Annotated in this window: 16 protein-coding genes; 9 read left to right on the forward strand and 7 right to left on the reverse strand. The window is 55.6% G+C overall.

Features of this window, described 5'->3' with window-relative positions; genetic code table 11:
* Window positions 1–35: 35 nt before the first annotated feature.
* The 3 genes from N5098_RS04395 to N5098_RS04405 form a co-directional block, all read right to left on the reverse strand.
* A complete protein-coding gene (locus tag N5098_RS04395) occupies window positions 36–830 on the reverse strand; it encodes an arylamine N-acetyltransferase family protein (RefSeq protein WP_267636485.1) in 795 nt (264 codons plus the stop codon).
* Between the two features lie 131 nt (window positions 831–961).
* Complete coding sequence (locus tag N5098_RS04400; protein ID WP_267636486.1) at window positions 962–1933, reverse strand: phosphoadenosine phosphosulfate reductase family protein; 972 nt, start codon at window positions 1931–1933, stop codon at window positions 962–964.
* A 66-nt stretch (window positions 1934–1999) separates the two neighbouring features.
* Complete coding sequence (locus N5098_RS04405) at window positions 2000–3343, reverse strand: alkaline phosphatase family protein (RefSeq protein WP_267636488.1); 1344 nt, start codon at window positions 3341–3343, stop codon at window positions 2000–2002.
* A 90-nt stretch (window positions 3344–3433) separates the two neighbouring features.
* On the opposite strand from N5098_RS04405, the gene N5098_RS04410 reads away from it, so the two are divergent.
* Together N5098_RS04410 and N5098_RS04415 are read left to right on the forward strand one after the other, a co-directional pair.
* A complete protein-coding gene (locus N5098_RS04410; RefSeq protein WP_267636489.1) occupies window positions 3434–5170 on the forward strand; it encodes a glutamate--tRNA ligase in 1737 nt (578 codons plus the stop codon).
* A gap of 63 nt (window positions 5171–5233) precedes the next feature.
* Window positions 5234–5572, forward strand: coding sequence for a 4Fe-4S dicluster domain-containing protein (locus tag N5098_RS04415; protein ID WP_267636490.1), 339 nt, complete (start codon window positions 5234–5236; stop codon window positions 5570–5572).
* Between the two features lie 183 nt (window positions 5573–5755).
* Here the strand turns inward: N5098_RS04415 and N5098_RS04420 are convergent, their stop codons facing one another.
* A complete protein-coding gene (locus tag N5098_RS04420; protein ID WP_267636491.1) occupies window positions 5756–6193 on the reverse strand; it encodes an SHOCT domain-containing protein in 438 nt (145 codons plus the stop codon).
* A 164-nt stretch (window positions 6194–6357) separates the two neighbouring features.
* Here N5098_RS04420 and N5098_RS04425 point away from each other — a divergent pair, with 164 nt between their 5' ends.
* The 5 genes from N5098_RS04425 (at window position 6358) to N5098_RS04445 (ending at window position 11843) form a co-directional block, all read left to right on the forward strand.
* A complete protein-coding gene (locus N5098_RS04425) occupies window positions 6358–7236 on the forward strand; it encodes an electron transfer flavoprotein subunit beta/FixA family protein (protein WP_267636492.1) in 879 nt (292 codons plus the stop codon).
* A gap of 2 nt (window positions 7237–7238) precedes the next feature.
* The gene (locus tag N5098_RS04430; RefSeq protein WP_267636493.1) at window positions 7239–8885 is read left to right on the forward strand and encodes an electron transfer flavoprotein subunit alpha/FixB family protein; all 1647 of its coding nucleotides are present in this window, start codon (window positions 7239–7241) and stop codon (window positions 8883–8885) included.
* 82 nt (window positions 8886–8967) lie between these two features.
* Window positions 8968–10629, forward strand: a complete 1662-nt coding sequence (locus N5098_RS04435; RefSeq protein WP_267636494.1) for an FAD-dependent monooxygenase — start codon at window positions 8968–8970, stop codon at window positions 10627–10629.
* Window positions 10630–10636: 7 nt separating this feature from the next.
* Window positions 10637–11029 (forward strand): DUF8055 family protein, encoded by a 393-nt coding sequence (locus N5098_RS04440; RefSeq protein WP_267636495.1) that lies wholly within the window; start codon window positions 10637–10639, stop codon window positions 11027–11029.
* A gap of 82 nt (window positions 11030–11111) precedes the next feature.
* Window positions 11112–11843 (forward strand): GNAT family N-acetyltransferase, encoded by a 732-nt coding sequence (locus tag N5098_RS04445; RefSeq protein ID WP_267636496.1) that lies wholly within the window; start codon window positions 11112–11114, stop codon window positions 11841–11843.
* Here N5098_RS04445 and N5098_RS04450 read toward each other — a convergent pair.
* Genes N5098_RS04450 through tmcA form a run of 3 tightly spaced genes read right to left on the reverse strand, consistent with a single transcriptional unit; the run spans window position 11840 to window position 14846 of the window.
* The gene (locus tag N5098_RS04450) at window positions 11840–12028 is read right to left on the reverse strand and encodes a DUF8014 family protein (protein WP_267636497.1); all 189 of its coding nucleotides are present in this window, start codon (window positions 12026–12028) and stop codon (window positions 11840–11842) included. The genes N5098_RS04445 and N5098_RS04450 overlap by 4 nt on opposite strands.
* Before the next feature lie 49 nt (window positions 12029–12077).
* Complete coding sequence (locus N5098_RS04455; RefSeq protein ID WP_267636498.1) at window positions 12078–12560, reverse strand: DUF456 family protein; 483 nt, start codon at window positions 12558–12560, stop codon at window positions 12078–12080.
* Window positions 12561–12617: 57 nt separating this feature from the next.
* The gene (gene tmcA / locus N5098_RS04460) at window positions 12618–14846 is read right to left on the reverse strand and encodes a tRNA(Met) cytidine acetyltransferase TmcA (RefSeq protein ID WP_267636499.1); all 2229 of its coding nucleotides are present in this window, start codon (window positions 14844–14846) and stop codon (window positions 12618–12620) included.
* 101 nt (window positions 14847–14947) lie between these two features.
* On the opposite strand from tmcA, the gene purB reads away from it, so the two are divergent.
* Both purB and serA read left to right on the forward strand, forming a co-directional pair.
* Window positions 14948–16336, forward strand: coding sequence for an adenylosuccinate lyase (purB, locus tag N5098_RS04465; protein WP_267636500.1), 1389 nt, complete (start codon window positions 14948–14950; stop codon window positions 16334–16336).
* Window positions 16337–16400: 64 nt separating this feature from the next.
* Window positions 16401–17993, forward strand: coding sequence for a phosphoglycerate dehydrogenase (serA, locus tag N5098_RS04470; protein WP_267636501.1), 1593 nt, complete (start codon window positions 16401–16403; stop codon window positions 17991–17993).
* The last annotated feature ends 24 nt before the right edge of the window (window positions 17994–18017 follow it).

Consider the following 18017-nt stretch of genomic DNA (forward strand, 5'->3'; position numbering starts at 1 on the left):
AAATATTAGTTTCTTGGCGGGAGAGTCGATGGCTGTCAGTCTGCTGGATATAGTATACCAAAGCGTTCCGTGAGTACGTCGTGCCACCTTTCGGGTTGGACCGGTTCCTCGTGTTTCTCTGAGCCGACGTACTCGACAAACGTTTCGGCATCGAGATAGACCAATCCGTTTTCGGTCCCAACTGAAATCGACGGCGAGCCGGTAAACGTCGACTCGGGAGCGCTCTGCAGGTAGTCGTTTGTTGCCTCGAAATACGAGAGCGACCTGGGCGTCTCGTCGAACACGTATCGGTCAGTCCATTCCTCGTGGCTCTCGTAGCGAAACTCCACGCGGTGGGTCACGTCAGGGCGCTCTGCCTCGATAACACGCCACTCAACGCCAACATCATCGGTCAGTGCTGGCCCGTTGACTGGGATTGGCTGTCGAATCTTGGGCGTTCCCATCCCCACATCGACCACGTAGCGGCCATCGAGGTGGACCACGTTTGCGTGATGATTGGCTGGGAGCTCGACCCCACCGTCGCCAGTAATCCGCGCGGCCACGCGGTCGACATCGTAGCCGAGGCTGTCTAAGAGCCAATGAAAGAGGCCGTTAAGCTCGAAGCAGTAGCCGCCGCGTTCACGCGTGACGATTTTTTCATATAGCTGTGGCGTCGAAAGCACGACGCCAGAACCGTCCGTGTCACCGTGTGGGTCGCCGACGATTGCGAGATTCTCGAATGGCACAGCCGTGACGTGTGCGTATAAGAGGCGCTGGAGTGACTCGATGTCAGATTCCCCGACTGCCGATGGGCTGAGCCCGATACGGCTCAGATACTGTTCGGGCGTCATTGCCGTCGCTTTGCAGTTTTCTTTCTCGTCCGAGCAGCCCGGTAGTACGTGTCCATGCCCAGAAGACGAGTGGAGAGGGCATCAATGTTTGCTGAATCGCGTTTTTGTAGGTTCGCTGAGAAGAGCCGCAGTTACATGTAGCCGAGGTCGCGCAGACGCTCCATCAGGTCTTCTTTGTCTTGGGCGCGACCGGCTCGCTCGGTGGTGTCTTCGAGGTTCTGCAGCCATGCGGGCTCGTCGGTTGTCTTTTCAGTCGAGACCTCGGAACCGAGCGAACGGAAGCCAGCGACGTACTTCGGCGAGATGGGCACATCTTCCCACTCCACACCATCGGGAAGGTCGTCACCAGACTGGGGAACGTGTCCGCTGTCGGGGAACTCGGCTGCCGCTTCTGGAACCACGTAATGCCAGAAGGCATCCCACACATCTGCTTCCTTGAACTGTAGGATTGGGTGGACTCGGTCGTGTGGTGGGTAGGTGTCTGGGTCGTGGCGTGGCGAGAAGAACGTCTCGTCGGCCCGAGCTTCCTGCTCATCCCAGCGAACGCCGGAAATGACACCGTCTATCTCGTGTGTTTCAAGGGCGTCGTTCAGCGCAACCGTCTTGAGGAGATGGTTGCCGACGTACGTGTCGAGCAGGAAGGGGAACGTCTCATCCTCGTACTCGAGAATATTGCGGATGTGATGTTGGTTGTGGTCGCCAAGTGCATCGACTGGGATGTCATCACCGGGCCCAAGTCCGTTCTCGTCGACGTAGGACCCGACGTCTTCGTTGCGCGCGTACACAAGGTCGATGCCCCACTCGTCGGCCCAGTGCTCGACGAAATCAGTAATCTCATCGAAATGCTGGTAGTGGTCGATGAACACTGCTGTCGGTTTCTCGAAGCCGAACTCGTCAGCCACTTCGTTGATGAAATAGAGCGTGAGTGTGGAGTCTTTTCCACCAGTCCACATGACTGCGGGGTTTTCGTACTCTTCGAGACCCTGTCGTGTCACGTCGATTGCTTTCTCGATTTTTGACTCAAGGGCAGGATACTCGCTTGGATCTTCACCTTCACCGTCGGTGTACTCAACGTCGATGTAATCCGGGAAATCTGCCGTCATGTCTCAGACGGCGTTCCAGTTTTCAAAGAAGCTTTTCATTCACGCCGCGTAACCAGTCCCGTCGCGTCACCTCACGAGACTGGTCCCATCCATTTTGGGAGTGTCGGCTTCGATCTCCATTAGGTCCAGAATCGTCGGCGTGATGTCGTAAAGGTCTATATCATCCACTGAGAGGTCAGCCGTCGAGTAGAGACACGCATTGTCGAACTTGTGCATCCCGTTGCGAGGTCCGGTGGTGAACACGTCGTCTTTTGCACCGAACGACGCTTTCAGGTCGAATCCATCTGCGGGAACAACCACGACATCCGGCGCTATCTCGGTGTTTTGTCCGTCGAATGCGTCTTCTCCCTTGACGATACGGCCACAAACTTTCCTGTCGTCGGGACCAGTGAGTGCTTTGAGGTCGGCTATCAACTCATCGCGAGTGGTTTCGTACTCACTTTCTGGAACTGTTCCATCTGGTTCACGCCCTTCGAGATTGAGGTAGAACCGACCAGGAATGAGCGAGTACGCCCTCGTCTCAGGGCCGATATCAGCGAGGTCTTCGGGCTCGTCAGCGGCGTATGAAAGCCAGCCGTTTTCAGAGAGCCATCGGTTACAGTTCACCTCGTAGTTGAGTTCCGTGAATCCATGGTCAGACGCGACAATCAACTCCGTGGTCTCGTCAAGTTGTTCCCGAATCTTCCCAATATACTCGTCGAGGTTACGGTAAAAGTCGAGGAACTCCTCAGCATACGCTCCATCCTGTGCGTAGTCTCGGAACAAGAAGTGATTCACGCGGTCAGTTGCCATAAACACGCCAAAGAAGAGGTCCCAGTCGTCTTGGTCAATGTAGTGGCTAAATGCATTGTATCGTGCCTCTAGTGTCTCGTTTGCGTTTTCGATGAATGCTGTCTTGTCATCGTTGTGGCCGAGGCTTGCGTCGACATCGACCTGATAGTTGAGATCTTCGAGCGTACTCTCTACCGCTGGCGAACTCGCTGCATCCTCCAGTGACGGCGAGAGAAAGCCCGACACCTGCCGTTGCACTTCATCGGACGGTGGGAACGTGACTGGGACGTTGAACACCGACGCTGAGCGGTCGGCAGCCGTCACTCGATCCCATAGCCGGGTAGCCTTAACGTGGGCCCCTAAGGGGACGTAGGTTTCATAGGAATCCGGCTCTCGGTCTTGGAACCCGTATATACCTGTCTCGCCAGGGTTCTGGCCGGTGGTAAGTGCTGGCCAGCAAGCGCTCGATTCTGGTGGGACAATGCTTTGGAGTCGTCCACCAGTTCCCTCCGACGCAATCGCGGTGAGATTTTCGAACACGTCCGGGTGATCCTCGACAAGATCGTACGGAACACCATCGATACCAACGAAAACGACACGCGGGCCATCATCCCCACGCAGTCGGTCGAACAGTCCCATGCAGGTATTCTCTTGCCCTGTGTCTAAATAGATGCGGTTCTGAGGCAAATCCGTCCCAGTTTTGGTGGTCGGGCGTGGACGTACTCAGTAATGGACGAGGATATCGAGAACCAGGCAAAAGAAGCCGCTGAGACAAACGCTCTGTTCAACGCGTTGAAACACGACAGTGAGGCACAGGTTGGTGCAATTATGGGCCCTCTGATGGGGCAAAACCCAGAGTTTCGAGAGTATGGGGACCAGATTGCTGGTGTTATCGCACCTGTCGTTGAGGAAGTTAACGGGATGAGCCAAAAAGAGCGACGCGAACGGCTCGCAGAGCTCGCACCCGAGCGCCTCGAAGCACTCGAAGCCGAAGACGAGGAGGACGAGCAAGCACTTCCCAAACTACCCAACGCTGAGGAATACGACCAGGTTCGAATGCGAATGGCACCGAACCCGAACGGGCCGTGGCACCTTGGCAGCGCGCGGATGCCCGCGGTTATTGGAACGTACAAAGACATCTACGATGGGTGGATGCTCTGTCGGTTTGACGATACAGACCCGGAGACAAAGCGTCCAGATCTCGACGCCTACGATGAGATTCTGGAGGCTGTTGAATATCTCGGCTTCGAACCCGACAAGATACTCAAAGCGAGTGATCGCCTCGAAACCTACTACGAACACGCTCGGGACCTGATTGAGAAAGGTGGGGCATACACATGTTCCTGTCCCCAGGCGGAGTTCTCGGAACAAAAGAACGCTGGAGAGGCCTGTCCTCACAGGGATAAGGATATCCAGACGGTCAAAGAGGAATTCGAGCGGTTAGTCGACGGCGAGTACGGAGACGGCGAGATGGTCCTTCGCGTCAAGACCGATATCGAACACAAGAATCCCGCCCTGCGCGATTTCGTCGCATTCCGGGTTATCGAGACACCACATCCGCGTGCGGAAGCCACGGAGTACCGATGCTGGCCGATGCTTGACTTCCAGAGCGGTATCGACGACCATCTAACCGGTGTCACACACATCATTCGAGGTATCGACCTTCAGGATTCGGCGAAAAAACAGCGGTTCGTGTACGACTACTTCGGCTGGGAGTACCCAGAGGTTGTCCACTGGGGCCACGTCAACATCGATGAGTACGACATCTCGATGTCAACTTCGACAATCAAAGAACTCGTCGACACAGGGAAACTCGATGGCTGGGATGACCCACGCGCACCGACAATTGCTAGCCTCCGTCGTCGCGGAATCCGTGGCGAAGCCATTGTCGATGCGATGGTCGAACTCGGCACGTCAAGCTCTAATGTTGACCTCGCCATGTCTGCAGTGTACTCCGAGAACCGAGAACGAATTGACGATGAGACTGACCGGGCTTTCTTTGTTCGTGATGACCCCGAACACGGTGGTGGTGCCGTCGAAAAGTCCATAGAGGGAGGGCCCGATGCTGGAAAGCCGCGTGTCCATCCTGAACACGAGGATCGCGGGCAGCGGAACATCCCTGCTAAGGGCGGCGTTTTACTCGAGGAGTCTGACCTCCCACCGACGGGTAATCGTGTCTGGCTCAAAGGGTATGGCTGTGTCGAACATACCGAGAGTGGATTTAAGTTCGTTGATGCCTCTCTCGATGTCACACGCGAAGAGAACGTCGACATTGTTCACTGGGTCTCTGCAACGGATACCCAACCAGTCAAAATGCGGACTCCAGAAGGCGATATTTCGGGAGTTGCCGAACCGGGCCTCTCTACGTACGACACTGATGAGATGGTACAGTTTGAACGGGTTGGCTTCGCCAGAATCGATAAGCAAAGCGAGGATGAGACGGTGGTTTATTTCGCCCATCGGTAGCGATTTGACTGAATGCTGTCAGTCAAAGGTTTAAGTATTCGCCCGGACTGTGAATAATTAGCAATGGCAATCGACCCGGAATTTGAGGAAACGTATACCGAAACCGAGCGACACGAGGAGCATCGCATCTGGACACCTGATGGCGAGGAACCGAGCGAAGAGATGCAGGGAATCCATGGGACTCACGTCGCGGTTGATTTCGACATCTGTATCGCAGACGGTGCCTGTCTCGAAGACTGTCCGGTCGACGTGTTTGAGTGGGTTGACACACCCGGGCACCCAGAAAGCGAGATAAAGGCAGACCCGACCTACGAAGACCAATGTATCGACTGTATGCTCTGTGTCGATGTCTGCCCTGTTGATGCGATTGACGTCGACCCGAGCAGAGCAGGACGCATCTAACTAGGCCGGTTACACGACTGTGTAAGTTCTTTTCTGGAAGCACTATCACTTAGAGAGACTGGTCACCGAACTGTGTCTCTGTTCAGTAACTGCTTTCTCTTGTTGGCTTGACTGCCCTCATACAGCACTGTGTCGTGTGACACGTCTCGTTTTGTGCGTAGCCACAGACGGAGTGGACCCTGATTACTCTCTTTCTGTTTGTGCTGTCTCGGCAGAATCGGGGTCTGACCGGTCGAGAGAGGTCTCGCGCACCTTTGACGGTGGTGAGTACGCGTCGTTCGATATCTCAGCTCCCTCATCCAGAGCAACCAGACGGTCAAGCCGACGCTCGAACTCCGCCTCGTCGATCTCTCCCCTGGCGTATCGACGTTTCAATTCTTCGACTGCATCAGTAGCTGACTCGGCTTCGTCTGCAGTCGTATCTTCGGCTGAGAACAGTAGCGCCGCAATCTCGTCGCCCCAGAACAAAAACACAGGCGTTAGCAGGAACCATCCGACTACGAGAATAGCGTCAGAAAGGGGTTCAGCGACCATTCCACTGAGCATCAGGAGTGGAAGGGTTACCACTGCTATTGCTAGCCATAGTTCGTCTGCGACGAACTGTCGGGCCTGCTCGCTCATTAATCAGTGTTTAGGCGGTCGGTATTTATGTTCTGTGTCCAGCTAATCGACCGCGCGGCTTTTTTTCGTGTCTTGTGGAGACACCTATCTGGGCTAAAATACAGAGAAACGACGAAACACTTAGGCCGTTAACGCTGTGCAACTTTCCTAGGGTAGTGTTACAAATGCACATGGTTACTCTTACCAAAGGCGTTCCTGACTTCCGTGAAGGAAAGGTCTCGTTCGACGAGGACGGCCATCTAGAACGGGGGAAGACGCCGACTGTGATGAACCCGAACGACAAGATAGCATTACGCGCAGCACTCCAGACAAAAGTAAAACACGGCGGTCACGTCTCGCTAATGAGCATGGGTCCGCCGGGGTACAAAGAAGTACTCCAAGAAGGAATGAAAGATGTCTATGCTGACGACCTCTTCTTGCTGTCGGACCGTGAGATGGGCGCAGCAGATACATGGGCCACAGCAATGACAATTGCTACTGGTATCGAGCAACTAGAGCAAGAACCGGATATCATCTTTGCCGGTTTCAAAACTGCAGACGGCGAGACTGGACACACTGGGCCACAAACGAACTGGTGTCTCGATATCAACGACGAGCTAACGGACAGGCCACTGATAACCCACGTCATCTCGATTGATGTTGACGAGGACAAGGGAACCGTCCGTGCCAAACGACTCGTCGAAGGTGACCTCTCAGAGATTGAGACAATCGAGGCAGAGCTTCCGGCTTTTATCGTCACCGACCCGGAGTTCGAGGCTACCTATCGGCGTGCTGAACACCGATTGCGGTACAAGGACCTTCGTGAGGCGACCAGAGAGCGAGCAGCGACGCTTGAGTTGGACGAAGATGTAACAGTCTGGAATCAAGAAGCCCTGAACCTCGACCCAGATTTCATCGGCCTGGATGGGTCACCGACAATCGTCTCCGGTGTCGACCCTATTCCCAAGGAGCCGTCGGAACGCGAGGCGACGGTTATCGAACCAGACGACGAAGAAAAGATGGAGACGGTGTTCGATGAAATGAAGCAGTATGCGAGTAATTAACAATGGTAGAAATCGACCCCACTGAACACGATATCGCAGACCTTGGACCGGAAGTCAACTCGGTAGACGATATCGACGAACTTGAGGCGATGCTGGCACTCGAAGAGGAGGGAAACGACCGGCCGCCAGTCAAAACACTCATCGAGAGTCGAATTGAGACACTCGTTGACGAAGACGAGGAACTGGACCCAGAAAACGTGGACCTGACGGAGTTGACCATCGCTGATATTGCCAATATGGTCCGCGATATCGACGACGCTGACATTGTGCGAGACCTTGTCGAACGAGAGAACGACGGGAAAGAGCGGAAAGGCGCACTCACACAACTAGAGAGCCGTATCGAATCCATCGAAGGAACCGGTGACGTCGAGGGCGAAGAACTAGAGTACGTGCCACCGGAACAACAGTATCCCGGCCTCGACCATCCGACAGCCGACAAGCAGTATGTCGAGGGTCTCTCAGATGAACGCTACCGAGACATGTGGGTCTACTGCGAGACACAGCAGGGCAAACTCATCGACGTGTCAAAAGAGATGCTGGGGAAGGCCCGAGAGTTGATGGATGATTACAACGAAACCTACGGCGGTGATGAAGACGGAACTCCCGAAGACGTCGTTGCCGTCATTATCGGTGAGAACGCAGACGAGTTGGCCGACCAAGCAGTTGCCTACGGTGCAGACCGTGTCGTCTATCACGTCGACGACCGACTTTCGCGGTTCCGTCACAAGCCCTACACGGAGATTTACTGCCATCTGTGTCGGGATTGGGAACAAGAGTGGCGTAACTACCACGAACCTCGGTACAACATCTTCCCAGCGACAAATAACGGTCGTGACCTCTCGGCGCTCGTACAGGGAGAACTCGACTCGGGGCTTGCTTCGGACTGTTCGGACCTCTACATTGAGGAGGCAATGATTTCGAACCCAGCAAAAACCGGCAATCCCGGCAACAGCAAAGAGTTCGAGCGCGTTCTCCACATGCCGCGCCCGGATTTCTCAGGCTTCGAGTACTCTACTATCCTCTGTATCGACAAACCGTTCCGGGATTTCCACCCGCAGGGTGCAAGCGTTATTCCCGGCACGTTCGATCTCCCGGAGCCAGACCACGACCGGGACGGCAGTATCGTCGAACACGATATCGAACTGCCTGCTGACTGGTTCCAGATAGATGTTATCGACCACGACCAGCTTGAGGCTGGTGTTGACCTCACAGGTCACGAGGTTGTCGTTGCGATGGGTCGCGGTATCGATAGAGTCGATCCGACCGAGGGACTTGAACTCGGAGTTGAACTCACCGACCAGTTCGAGGATGCCGGCTTTGGCCTCTCCCGTGGTGTCATCACAGCCTCGTACGATTTCGGAGGTCACGTCGAGCAGTATGTCTCGGAGGAGCGACAGATTGGCGAGTCGGGACAGGCTGTCGAGCCCAACCTCTACATCGCGGCGGGAATTTCGGGAGCTATCCAGCACAAAGTTGGGATGGACGAATCCGAGACAATCATTGCTATCAACACCGACCCTGAGGCGGATATCAGGGAGTTCTCAGATTACTTCATTGAGGGTGACCTCTTTGAGGTGTTACCAACACTTATTGACGCACTCGACGCGGGCGAGTTCCAGCCCGTCCTTGCGGAGGCGAGTGGTGACTGATGCTGAGGACACAGCGACGTCCCTCGACTAGCAGAACAAACGAGAAACAGACACGACAGCCGACAGAACACGGAGTAATTCGATGAGAGACACGCACGAACATTACGAAGCAGTCGTCGTCGGGAACGGACCCGGCGGCGCTGCCGCGGCAGCAGCACTGGCAAAACAGGACATCGAGACACTTGTTCTCGAACGCGGGACTGCGGCCGGCTCGAAAAACGTCTCGGGTGGTCTCATCTACGGTGAGGAGTGGGCACCATACACAATGGACGACCTCTTCCCGGGTTTCCGAGAGGAAGCAGCGGAGCGACCGATCGACGACTACTACATTCATAACATCGCCGGCGAGAGCGTCAAAACGTTTGACCTACACAAGATTCACCATCAGGGGACTGAATGGTGTGATGCCGTCCTTCGCCGAACGATGGACTCGTGGCTCGCCGACAGAGTCCACGAGATGACTCGCGAGACAGGGGGTGGCATGTTGACTGATGTCCGGGTGAATGGACTGCTCCGTGAAGGCGGAAAGATTGTCGGCGTCACCTGTGATGAACTTGACCCAATAACAGCCGATGTCATCATTGCCGCCGACGGTGTAAACTCTGAACTGGCCCGCGATGCAGGGCTGATGGATTGGGAGGAACCTGATGACTGGTTCCAAGGTGTAAAAGCAGTTGTCGATATGGACCCCGAACGCATTAACCAGCGGTTCGATATCGACCCCACTACCGGTAGTGCACACCTTTTTTCGGGTGATCTCTTCGATGGCGTCCGCGGAGGGGGGTTCCTCTACACGAACGAGGATTCGCTCTCAGTCGGCACTGTGTTCCACCTCGACTCGATTGCCGAGGAACGCGCCGAACCCCACGAACTGCTCGACAACCTGCTCACTCACCCGTTACTAGACCAGTGGTTCGACGGCGAGTACGAGGAACGCGAGTACTCGGCGAAGCTGGTCCCCGACTCAAAAAAGGTTGCACACCCATCACCACACCGTGGACGTCTTCTCCTTGTGGGCGATGCGGCCGGGCAAATGCAAGCACAGGGACCAATCATCAAAGGAATGAACCATGCTGTCACCGCGGGTGGGCTAGCCGCCGAAGCCTTCCAAGAGGCCAAAACACGAGGTCAACCCGGCGCCGCCGGGGCGCTGTATGAACGCAAACTTGAGTCAGAAGGTGTGATGAAGCGACTTCGGCCTCGACGGTACCGGATGACACGCTTTATCTCTGAGAGCCGGCCTATCAACAAACTCGGCAACGCAGTCATTAACTCGCGTGTTGGGGCCGCTGGGCTCAAACTCTTTGACGGTCTAATAGAGCGGTCGTTTAACTCACCGTTCGTCCTTGGGATGATTCCTGACACGAAGATGACCTATGTGACCATACCCGAACGAATAGGTGAGGTCCTTGGGGACCCTGTCACAAGCGAGAATAATGTCGAACCGCCAGGCCTTGATGACCGCATTGGTGACCTCACGTACAACGTCGACGACCCACACATTGAGGTTCGCGACGAGAGCTTCGATGCGAGTGGCGTAGCCGTGACTGCCTGCCCGGTGAGTGCCACTGACTTTGGGGGCGGGTGCTACCGTGAGGAAACCGTACAAACAAATGGTGAGACCGAACGCAAAGTAAGCCTTGACACTCAGCCGTGTGTCGAGTGTGGCACGTGTGCTGTCGTCGCCGATACTCACTGGGAGCATCCAAGTGGGGGGAAAGGCGTCGAATTTAAACAGGGATAACACACGGATGTCATCGCAAGAACGGCGATTCCACAGGCGAGTTCACGCACTTGCTGACCGGGCCACCGAAGACTGTGCTGGCTTTGAGCCGCCAGCTGAACCGCCGGATGAATCACAGGCGATGGAACTCCTCCGTGAGGGGGTCGGGCCAGCGGTGTCGCTGTACGTTGAGGCAAAAACTGGAGGCCTGAACGTTCATCTCCCACCCGCGGAGTATCGGGCACTCGAGGAGTCGATAAACGATTGGCTTGCACTGTATGGGGCGTGCTATGGCGTGGATATCGAGCCTAATGTTACGGTACGGGTCGCCGCCGAGTTGCTTATCGACACCCATAATATCAAAGATGTTGCCCAGATTCTAACTGGGATTCCTGAGCGCAACGCGTCTGATACTGGCTAATCAAGACGACTACTGGCCGTTTTGCTGCCTTCTTGTTAGTAAGTACAAAACTATTATATACTGTGGTGTGGTAACAGTTTACATGACTAGCATAACGAAACCCAAGTTTTCCCACGACGGGAGGAGCGATATTTACGACTACGTCGAGCGACACGGGGCGATGGAGCCAGAAGCAGTGCGTGAAGCTGTCAACATGGAGCACAGAGCGTTCGGTCACCACGTGGCGATTTTGAAACGCGATCAGGTCCTCGAAAAATCAAACGGGAAGCTCCGCGTTGCGTTCGAAGGAGGCGCAGAGGAAGAATACTCCACGGAGGCTGTTTCTTTTACTATCAGACAGGCACGCGAAGAAGACTTGACTGGACTGGTCGGTGCAATCCGAGAGGCAATCGGCGGCGGCAAGTACGTCCGAGCGGAGACTGTCGCAGATGTTGTCGATAACGAGGGTGTCCTCCTCAGGCACAACAAAATTGAAGCACGAATCTTCTTTGTCGCCTGCGTCGACTCGGATGTCGTAGGATGGGTCCATCTCAAACACGTTGATTTGGATAAACTCCGGCATACAGCACAGTTGACCGTCGGTGTGCTTGATCAGTATCGTGGCAAAGGTATTGGCAGTCACCTTCTTGAACGCGGGCTGAACTGGGCCGCCCAGCAGGAGTTCGAGAAAATTGAAAACGCCCTGCCAGCGACGAACGAACAAGCGATTGAGTTTCTCAAATCACGCGACTTCGAGGTTGACGCTGTTCGTGAAGATCACTACAAGCTAAACGGCGAGTACGTGGACGAAGTGATGATGATGAAACAGCTCTAACTATCGTCGCGGTTTGCAGCACCTTCGGGCATCTGTTCGTCCGCCCTCGTCAGCGCGTCGGCAACAACCCCTTCCTTGTGGGACCGGACACGAGCGTGCCCTGCACAGACAAACTCGTTTTCTTTCCACGGGATATGCAACTCGAAGGAGGCTTCGCTGCTACAATCCTCCTCAGTACATTCCATACTCACCAGTAGGGGCCGCCCGTTGTTAACAATATCACTGCATCTGTCCTTAGAGGAGGATAATTACGATCATGGCTGCTAGGACGAACAGTGCGACTGCCACCTTGACAACCTTCTGAGCAAATCCTGCCAAGACGACAGTGAACGCAGCGACGACGCTCTCGACTACATCACCTCGTCGGCGGTATTCGAGGATAAACACAGTCCCGAGGGTTCCGACTACAAGACCAACTTTTCCCCAGAGCAAAAACAGTACGCCACCGACAAAGCTGCCAATCGATGTTGTGACCGCTGGCGTGCCCGATAATTTGCCCATGATGACCGGTCCGATAAATTGCGAGCAAATGACGAGCAGACAAAGTAGTGTCAGCACAAACAGTACGGTCGTTGAGGGGTCACTGTATCCTGTGTGCCACCAGTAGAGATAGATACCTGCTATCGACAGCGGCATCTCACCGGGGACCTGTGGCAGAATCGAGGTAACTGCACCAGCCACTAAGAGGGCTATCGCGAGCAGTGTGATTGGCGACATGTAAGGGACACCTGTATTATCGTTTTATTTCTCTCCATCTTATTCTCACGGTTGTGTTCACGAAAATCGGTCCCGCTCTTTACAGGCAAAATCTGGTCCATAGGCATCCAGCAAGCGTCCAACAACGTCACCGAGTGTCCGCATACATGTCGATTCAGCAGTAAACGCAAGCTCAGAGGCAACCTCTTGACGGGGCTGAAGTTGCAATACGCGCCTGACAAGAAGTCGTTCCTCGCGGGCAGAGAGGTGTGGGCCGTTGCTGTCGGTCAGTGCGAGGAACGCGAGGCGGCGAATAGGCGTAGGCACCATCTCGAAAAGACCAGGTCCAGCTGGAACTGATGCGACGTGACGCCACTCCCAGTCGGTGAGTGTGAGTGTCGGTGTTGTCTCTATTGTGCGACAGACAGCTCTGATAACGTCCGGGTCGACGTCACTGAGCGCATCGGGCAACATTCCGGGGAGTCGTCGCTGGAATCGGGTTGCATTCCGTGAGAGCAAGGTTTCGCCAGCATCTGAGAGCGGTCTAAGCATGATAACCGAGTGTTCGCCGCTCCGCTGGTTCCGGGTCGTCGAAAGATGAACTGGCTGGTACTGGTTTTGCTGCCAGAAATCGACGAGGGCCGGTGTTGCGCCGTAGCCTACGCCAAGCCAGTCTGCCGTTGGGAAACGGTGTGCCAGTTCATCAAGCAGCATAGCGCCCAAGCCCCGTGACCGCACGTCGCCGTGTGTGGCAATCCGCATAACCCGGTAGCCAGTCGGTGTCCCGGCGTGTTCGTCACGAAGCTGACTGCTCAGCACGTCTGGTATCATATTTCCCCGGATTCGGTTACCTCCATACATCTTTTCCCGAATATCCGCCGAGAGACCTCCCTCACGAGCGAGCAACGCAACGGAAACGGGATGGCCGTCATAAGAGAGTGTATGGACGGATACGTTCGGTGCATCGAGCAACCGTAGTAGGTCGTTTGGCTCTGTCTGGTAATGTGCTAGAACGAGAAGACCAAACACCTCTCGAAGCAGCGTCTCGTCGGCGAGTAGCTGCTCGCTTGAGAGTTGCTGGTATGTGACTGACTCGGGGGACGCATCGGCTACCACACCCGCGACAGGGGGGCGCGCATCGAGCGCAAGCGCTCTGAACGACCATACCTCGACGGGGTCACCCGGTGCGTACCTAATCGGTGTGTGGAGACGTTTTTCGTTCACCTCGTGACTCCCATCGAGCAATCGGTCACGGAATCGGACCGCAAAGCCTCGACCAGTGCCCTCGTACCCGTGGGTTGTCGTGAGATAAGCGACACTGGGAGTAGCCATCGTCTCAGATAGCACCCGGACAGGCAAGGCTGCTGCCTCGTCGACGAAGACACAATCGGGCTGGTCATCGAGGCTGGCTATCTCGGTTGCTGGAACATACTCGATGTGTCCATCCTTGGCTTCGAGAGTGTGGATTGCCCCCTGAGAGTCACTGCTTGCCGGCCCCTCACCGCTGTCGATAATCTCGCGTGCGTGTTGCATGAGCGTCTTGACGTTCCGGTACTGTGGCCCGGTGACGACAACCCGCTGTCCGTCCAGTGCGAGACAGCCTGCTGCGATGCCTGCAGCCGTAGACTTACCACGGCCACGGTTAGCTTCGACAACAACGGCAGTTCCCGGCGTTTCGAGGCTTTCGAATGCCTGAAGCACATCACTCTGGTCAGCAGTGAGACAGTGCTCGTATGCAAAGCGAGGGAAGGCATGGTCCTCTGGAATAGTACCGCTGTAGGCTGTGTCTGTGGGACCGTATTCGATATGGCCGTCCCGTTCGACGGTCCCGGTGTCAGCGTCGACGACTGCGATACCGCTGTGTTCTCTGAGTGTTTTGACAAGATGGCTCCGAAACTGACCGGTCACTTCCGACAGGTCAAACGGTGGGACTGCAAGCGTCTCATCGACTGCATCCCGGCGTTCGCTCCACGTCTCAAGCGGTGGTGTGAGCAAGACAAACAGTCCGCCACCGTCGACAGTCCCGACAAGTTGGCCGATGTGGTTTGGCTCGCAACGCCCGTGACAATCCAGCACAACGAGGCTCCGCGTCGTTCCAAGCAACGTGGACGCATTCGCGTAATCGAACGTTTCACATTGAAAATCGCCGGCTGGCCCGACGTAGCTTGTTTTGTGCAGGGGGATATCGACTGCGTCGAGAAAGTTCTTTGCCCGGTCGCGTGTGTTTTTGGGCGACCCGGAAAACGCAATGAGTCGACGCTGGTTGTCCATCCGAGCCTCGTTGAGGAGTGTTTCGGCCAAGTCCATTACAGCTAACGGATTATGTAGTGTCCCGACAGTATTTAAGAGCCGGCAAAACGCCGCTCCCGACCGGCAGGCTTTTTCAGCCCCCTCGAAGATGGTCAGGTATGACCAAACGGAGCACTCACGACGCAGTGTCACCCCTTGACGGGCGATATGCCCGCTACACTGAACCGTTGACCGAATTCGTCAGCGAGCGTGCGCTCATGCGCGCTCGCGTTGAGGTCGAAGTGGAGTACCTCATCGCGCTTGGGAACCTTGACGCTACGCCGCTCTCGATTACCAAAGACCAGCGAGACGAGCTTCGTGACCTGTATCAATCCTTTGACGAAGAAGACGCATCGATTGTCAAACAACTCGAAACAACCGGATACGGTGAGTATCCAGCGACCAATCACGACGTTAAGGCCGTCGAATATTTCATCCGCGATGGGCTGCCCGAGGACCTCTCGTGTGCCCAGTGGATTCACTTTGCACTCACCAGTGAGGACGTAAACAATCTCGCTTACCGGTTGCTCGTCGGCCCAGCAGTGCTGGATATTCTGCTCCCAGAACTCAGAACGGTTCGGGATGCCTTGACTGAACTGGCACAGGAGTTTAGCGACCTCCCAATGCTTGCACAGACACACGGCCAGCCCGCGACACCGACGACGTTTGGGAAAGAGATGGCTGTGTACGCGTCACGCCTTGGCCAACAGATTGGTCGTCTCGAGAACGTCGCCACGTCATTGTCTGGGAAAGTCGCGGGCGCGAGCGGGACCTACGCCGCACATTCGACTGCGTACCCGGATGTTGACTGGCCGACCTTTAGCGAGAAGTTCGTCGACGGTCTCGGACTGGACCACGAACCGCTGACCACACAAGTCAACCCCTGTGACGACCTTGCGGCGGTGTTCGACGCTTTGCGGGGCGCGAACAATGTTTTGCTTGACCTCGATCTTGATATGTGGCTCTATATTTCTGACCGCTATCTCGGGCAGAAAACCGTCGAGGGTGAGACGGGCTCCTCGACGATGCCTCATAAAGTCAACCCAATTGATTTCGAGAACAGTGAAGGCAATCTCTCGAAGGCCAATTCGGATCTGCACTTCCTCGGTGGATATATCACCAACTCGCGACTCCAGCGTGACCTTTCAGATTCGACTGTCAAACGGAATATCGGCGCGTCGCTTGCCCACTGCTTGATTGGCTACGACAAACTACAGACTGGGCTGGAGAAAGTTGTTCCCAACACGCAGGTTATGGCTAAAGATTTAGCGGAAACACCGGAAATTATCGGCGAAGCCGTCCAGACAATTCTCCGACGCGAGGGCCACACAGACGCCTACGAGCAGGTTAAGGACCTAACGCGTGGCGAGGAGGTATCGCTGTCTGACTTTCAGGACTTGTTCGATACGCTCGACATTCCAGAAGCAGTTCGCGAAGAGTTGCAGGCCCTAACGCCAGCAGGCTATATTGGTGTTGCTGAGCATATGGCCACAGACGGACCGAAGTAGTCTCTGGGTCGGCAGGCAATACCAAGAAAACAAAGGTTATTTTCACGCACTCTCATGTCCGGGTATGAACGTACTCGTGACAGACCCTATCGCAGCGGCTGGCATCGAGCTGCTCGAAGATAGTGGTCATGAGGTCGAAAAGTCGTACACACTCACAGATGAGGAACTCCTTGCTGCAGTCAAAGAGACGCACGCGCTCATTGTCCGTTCGGGCACGGAAGTGACGCGGGACGTCTTCGAGGCCGCCGACGACTTACTCATTGTTGGACGTGCTGGCATCGGTGTCGATAACATCGACCTCGATGCCGCAACCGATAACGGTGTTATCGTTGCGAACGCACCGGAAGGAAACGTTCGAGCTGCAGCGGAGCATACCGTCGCGATGACCTTTGCAGCCGCCCGCTCGATTCCACAGGCACACAGCCGCCTCTCGTCAGGGACATGGGCCAAAGGCGAGTTCCTCGGTAGCGAGGTCAACGACAAGACCCTCGGCGTGGTTGGCTTTGGCCGTGTCGGCCAAGAAGTAGCCAAACGTCTCGGAAGCCTTGGGATGGATATTGTCGTTTTCGACCCGTACATCAGTGAGGACCGGGCCGCACAGTTCGGTGCTGACCTCGTCGATAGCCTCGAAGAGTGTCTCACGAATGCGGACTTCCTGACGATTCACACACCCCTGACCGACGAAACCGAGAACATGATTGCCAAAGAAGAACTCGCCCAGCTTGAAGGTGGCTACGTCGTCAACTGTGCCCGGGGCGGCATCGTCGACGAGCCGGCACTCGCGAATGCTGTCGAAGATGGCATCCTCAAAGGTGCGGCAATCGACGTTTTCGCTGACGAGCCTGTCTCGTCGGATAATCCGCTGCTTGATGTCGAGAACGTCATCGTCACGCCACACCTTGGTGCTTCAACCGAGGCAGCACAAGAGAATGTCGCTGTCTCGACGGCCGAACAGGTCCTTGCCGCGTTCGAGGGTGAGCCGGTGGTTAATGCACTCAATGCACCATCGGTCGACGAGAGCTCTTACCCTACTATCGAGCCATACGTGGGACTGGCAGACACCGCAGGAGAGATTGCCGTTCAGTTGCTCGACGGACGAGTCGAGAGCGTGGAAGTGAGCTACGCCGGCGATATTGCGAACAAGGATATCGACCTCGTGACAGCAAGCGCGCTGAAAGGTGTCTTCGAACCGCTTGAATGGCAGGTCAACGCTGTCAACGCACCCCGAATCGCGAACCAGCGCGGTATCGAGGTTGTTGAGACAAAGACAAGACGTGCTGAAGACTTCCAGTCACTCGTCACGGTCACGGCGGGCAACAACGAGGAGAGCGTGGGTGTCTGTGGAACACTGTTTGCCGGTGATGACCCGCGTATCGTCCGCATCGACGGCTACCGCGTTGATGCTGTCCCTCACGGCCACATGCTCGTTGCGCGAAACACGGATGAACCGGGCGTTATCGGCTTTATTGGCAGTACTCTCGGTGAGGCAGACGTCAATATCGCAGGGATGTTCAATGGCCGAGAGACAATCGGCGGGGAAGCGCTCTCTGTCTATAATCTCGACAACGAAGTTCCGGAGAGTGTCCTCGACCGTCTTGACGAAGACGGACGCATCATGGGAACGAAGTATATTTCGCTGGACAACGGCGATAACTGACTCTGATCGACTGTCCCATCTCCT

This window comes from Halovenus rubra (assembly GCF_026586665.1).
In the GTDB taxonomy this organism is placed as follows: Archaea; Halobacteriota; Halobacteria; order Halobacteriales; family Haloarculaceae; genus Halovenus; species Halovenus rubra.